The following is a 3826-nucleotide window of genomic DNA, read 5'->3' on the forward strand; positions in this document are numbered from 1 at the left end:
TTGGGGGGGGCTCTGCTCCCCGCCCCCTCTCTCAACATACCCCCCCCCTCAGCCTTTGGGGGGGGGGGGGGCGCGCCCGCGCGGCCCCCCCGCCCAACCCCCTTTTCGTAAGCGGCGTCGAATTCGCAGCATGCGTTAAGATAAAGAACCTCCCGGGGCCAGGTGGAATCTTTCCTTGAGCGGCCGCTGCAGAAACCCTCTGGGACCAATCCTCCGGGGAGCGACGCCCATGAACGCTGTAGACGATGCGACCTTGCGCGCCAGGGTGGAGGAACGGCTTTACCGATATGATCCCCTCCGGGTCAATTTCCACCTGATTCGGGTGGACGCCCGGGATGGACGGGTGATTCTGGAGGGGGTAGTGCCTTCCACCGCCATGAAGCGGATGGCGGAGATCCTTGCCCGCTCGATCCCGGGCGTGCGGGAGGTGCAGAACGACCTGGTCGCGGATCCCGAAATCGAAGCGGAGCTGGGCCTGCGTCTGGCAGCCGATCCGGAGCTCAGCTCTCCCCAGGCCCGCGTGTTGGCCACCAGTGTTCAGGGCGATGTGACCTTGGCCGGATGGGTTCCGAACGAAGCGGCCCGACAACGAGCGGAGCAAATCGCCCGCTCGATCCGTGGGGTTCGCAACGTCGTGAACAATCTGCAAGTGAAGATGGTGGTGCGCCGGGCCGCATAGGGGCTCTTACGAAATTCTTATGTGGCTCTTGCGCAGCTCTAACACGATCCCGCTAACATCAAAGGTGCTATTCGGAAAACCTCACGCCGTGTGCAACTTCAGGCGGTAGGTCCGATCCAGGTGCCTTCGGGAGGGAGGCCATCACAAAACCTACGGGAGAACTCGGAAGTTGCACATGGCGCAACCTCATGTCCGAATCCGACCGGGGAATCTTAGTTAGAAGGAGGGCCGCTATGGCCGGTGAAATCCGCCGATGGGATCCTTTTCAGGAGGTCTTCTCGCTACGACGGGCGGTTGATCGGATTTTAGACGAGGCGTTCTCCCGTCCCTCTCTGCTCTTCGCCGGATCCATGGACTGGCCGGCGGTGGACATCTATGAGACCAAGGATGAGGTGGTGGTGAAGGCTGCTGTGCCGGGGGTTCGGCCGGAGGACATCGAGGTGACCGTGAGCGGGAACACGGTGACGTTGCGTGGGGAATTTCGCGAGGAGCAGGAGGCCCGGGAGGGATCCTGGATCCGGCAGGAACGGCGTCTTGGCGCTTTCACCCGTTCTTTCGTGCTCCCAGTCGAAGTGATGGCCGACAAGGCCGTGGCAGAGTATGAGCACGGCATCCTGACTCTACGGCTGCCTAAGACGGAAACGGTGAAGGCGCGGACCATCAAAGTAAAGGTCAAGTAGGGGCACCACAACGCTGAGCCCTTATCTTCCCCGCAGCTCCAGGGGCTGCGGGGTAAGGAGAGAAGGGGGAAGAGGCCACTGGCTTTCCCTTGTCAGCTTAAGAAATCCATCTATCCTCTGGGAGGATGGGACGATGGCGGAGATCAAGCTTCGACCCCTTGCGGATCGGGTGGTGGTGGAACCCATTGAGCGGGAGGAGGTGACCCCCAGCGGTATCATCCTCCCGGAAACCGCGAAGGAGCGCCCTCAGGAGGGCCGGGTGATCGCTGTGGGCCCCGGGCGCGTGGATGAGAGCGGCAAGCGAGTCCCCATGGAGGTAAAGGTGGGCGACCGCGTGCTCTTCGCCAAGTATGCAGGCACCGAGTTTAAGGTGGATACCACCCGCAAGTTGCTGATCCTCAAAGAGAGCGATATCCTGGCGATCGTCGAGGAGTGATCTCCTGATCGCTTTCTGCAATTCCGCGATTCGAAATCCTTATCCTCTAAGGAGGTGATCGGAAATGGCGCCCAAGCAGCTGGTCTTTGGGGAGGAGGCTCGCCGCCGTCTGAAGCGCGGCATCGATATCCTGGCCAACGCGGTGGGAACCACCCTGGGGCCCAAGGGACGGAATGTGGCACTGGATAAAAAGTGGGGAGCCCCGAGCATCACCCACGATGGCGTGACGGTGGCCAAGGAGATCGAGCTGCCGGACCCCTATGAGAACATGGGGGTGCAGCTCCTCAAGGAGGCGGCGACCAAGACCAACGATGTGGCCGGCGATGGGACGACCACGGCGACGGTGCTGGCCCACATGATGGTCACGGAGGGTATGAAGAACGTGGCCGCAGGGGCTAACCCGATGCTTCTGAAGAAGGGCATCGAGATGGCCGTGAAGGCCGTGGTCGAGGAGATCAAGCGGATGGCCAAGCCGGTCCAGAGCAAGGACGACATCGCCCACGTGGCGGCCATCTCCTCGGCGGATCCAGAGATCGGGAACCTCATCGCTGAGGTCATGGATAAGGTTGGCAAGGATGGTGTGATCACGGTTGAAGAATCGAAGACAGGCCTGCCTTTCGAGACAGAGTATGTTGAAGGGATGCAGTTTGACCGTGGATACATCTCGCCTTATTTCGTGACCAATCCGGAGACGATGGAGGCGGTGCTGGAGAATCCCTACATCCTGATCCACGATAAGAAGATCTCCGCCGCCGCCGACATCATCCCGGTACTGGAGCGCGTGCTCCAGGAGGGCGAGACCCGCTCCCTGCTGGTGATCGCGGAGGATGTGGATGGCGAGGCCCTGGCGACCCTGGTGCTGAACAAGCTGCGGGGCATCTTCAACGCCGTGGCGGTGAAGGCGCCGGGCTTCGGTGAGCGCCGCAAGGCGATGCTCCAGGACATCGCCATCCTCACCGGCGGTCAGGTGATCAGCGAGGAGCTGGGCCGCAAGCTGGAGGGGGTGCGCATCGCGGACCTCGGCCGGGCCGATAAGGTGGTGGTGACCAAGGACGACACCACCATCATCGGCGGACGGGGCGACCCAAAGGCCATCAAGGGCCGCATTGAGCAAATTAAGGCCGAGATGGAGAAGACCACCAGCGATTACGACCGCGAGAAGCTGCAGGAGCGCCTGGCGAAGCTGGCCGGCGGGGTCGCCATCATCCGCGTCGGCGCGGCCACTGAGGTGGAGCTCAAGGAGAAGAAGCACCGGGTTGAGGACGCGCTCTCGGCGACCCGCGCGGCGGTGGAAGAGGGCATCGTGCCCGGCGGCGGCGTGGCCCTGCTGAACGCTGCCAAGGCCCTGGACAACCTGAAGGCCGAGGGCGACGTTCAGACGGGCATCAACATTGTCCGCCGCGCCCTGGAGGAGCCGCTCCGGCGGATCGCCGAGAACGCAGGCGAGGACGGCGCGGTGGTGGTGGAGATGGTGCGCCGCCTCCAGAAGGAGCGGAACAACCTGAACATCGGCTACAATGTGCTGCAGAACGAGTATGTGGACATGGTGGAGGCGGGCATCATCGACCCGGCCAAGGTGACCCGCACCGCCCTGGAGAACGCCGCCAGCGTCGCCGCGATGATCCTCACCACCGAGGCCCTGGTCACCGAAGTGCCGGAGAAGAAGAAGGAGACCACTCCGACGCCCTCTGAGGAGCTCTAAGCCTGAAGTCCTCTGAAAAGCGACTGGGGCGGGTCTCTGACCCGCCCCAGTGACTTCATTTTGGCTCGTGTTGCGGACACATGTCGCTGACTGGGCCCGATTGTGGGCAAGAGTTTAGGATGGTGGGGTGGGCGGCTTCGTCGCCCGCCTTACCACCCTAAGCTCCTAAAAACGAAGCGATGGTCCAAGCCCGCTAGTGCTTTGTCCAGTTATCGACTGGGGATTGGAGGAACCGAAGCGAGTCCGGAAGGCGATGGCCCCTCCCCCCTCCCCACGGCCCTCTAGGCCGTGGAGAGGGGGGAGAAAAAATCTTTCGGGGGCGGTGCGGG

The 3826-nt window shown here is 62.7% G+C and carries 4 protein-coding genes; all 4 read left to right on the forward strand.

The window, feature by feature from the left end:
- Positions 1-229: 229 nt before the first annotated feature.
- Positions 230-679, forward strand: a complete 450-nt coding sequence (locus tag NZM16_RS08985; protein ID WP_295480019.1) for a BON domain-containing protein — start codon at positions 230-232, stop codon at positions 677-679.
- Between the two features lie 233 nt (positions 680-912).
- On the forward strand, positions 913-1359 hold the full coding sequence (locus tag NZM16_RS08990; RefSeq protein WP_295480021.1) for an Hsp20/alpha crystallin family protein: 447 nt from the start codon (positions 913-915) through the stop codon (positions 1357-1359).
- A 133-nt stretch (positions 1360-1492) separates the two neighbouring features.
- Positions 1493-1795 carry a co-chaperone GroES gene (gene groES / locus NZM16_RS08995; RefSeq protein ID WP_295453764.1) on the forward strand — a complete coding sequence of 101 codons (303 nt, stop codon included), beginning with the start codon at positions 1493-1495 and terminating at the stop codon, positions 1793-1795.
- A 64-nt stretch (positions 1796-1859) separates the two neighbouring features.
- The gene (groL, locus tag NZM16_RS09000; RefSeq protein ID WP_295480023.1) at positions 1860-3497 is read left to right on the forward strand and encodes a chaperonin GroEL; all 1638 of its coding nucleotides are present in this window, start codon (positions 1860-1862) and stop codon (positions 3495-3497) included.
- Positions 3498-3826: the final 329 nt, after the last annotated feature.

Origin of the sequence: Thermoflexus sp. (assembly GCF_025055495.1) — a bacterium.
Classification (GTDB): Bacteria; Chloroflexota; Anaerolineae; order Thermoflexales; family Thermoflexaceae; genus Thermoflexus.

Excerpts from the sequence above, each read along its gene's own strand:
- groL (WP_295480023.1), top strand. The coding sequence starts at position 1,860 with ATGGCGCCCAAGCAGCTGGTCTTTGGGGAGGAGGCTCGCCGCCGTCTG.
- NZM16_RS08990 (WP_295480021.1), top strand. The coding sequence starts at position 913 with ATGGCCGGTGAAATCCGCCGATGGGATCCTTTTCAGGAGGTCTTCTCG.
- groES (WP_295453764.1), top strand. The coding sequence starts at position 1,493 with ATGGCGGAGATCAAGCTTCGACCCCTTGCGGATCGGGTGGTGGTGGAA.
- NZM16_RS08985 (WP_295480019.1), top strand. The coding sequence starts at position 230 with ATGAACGCTGTAGACGATGCGACCTTGCGCGCCAGGGTGGAGGAACGG.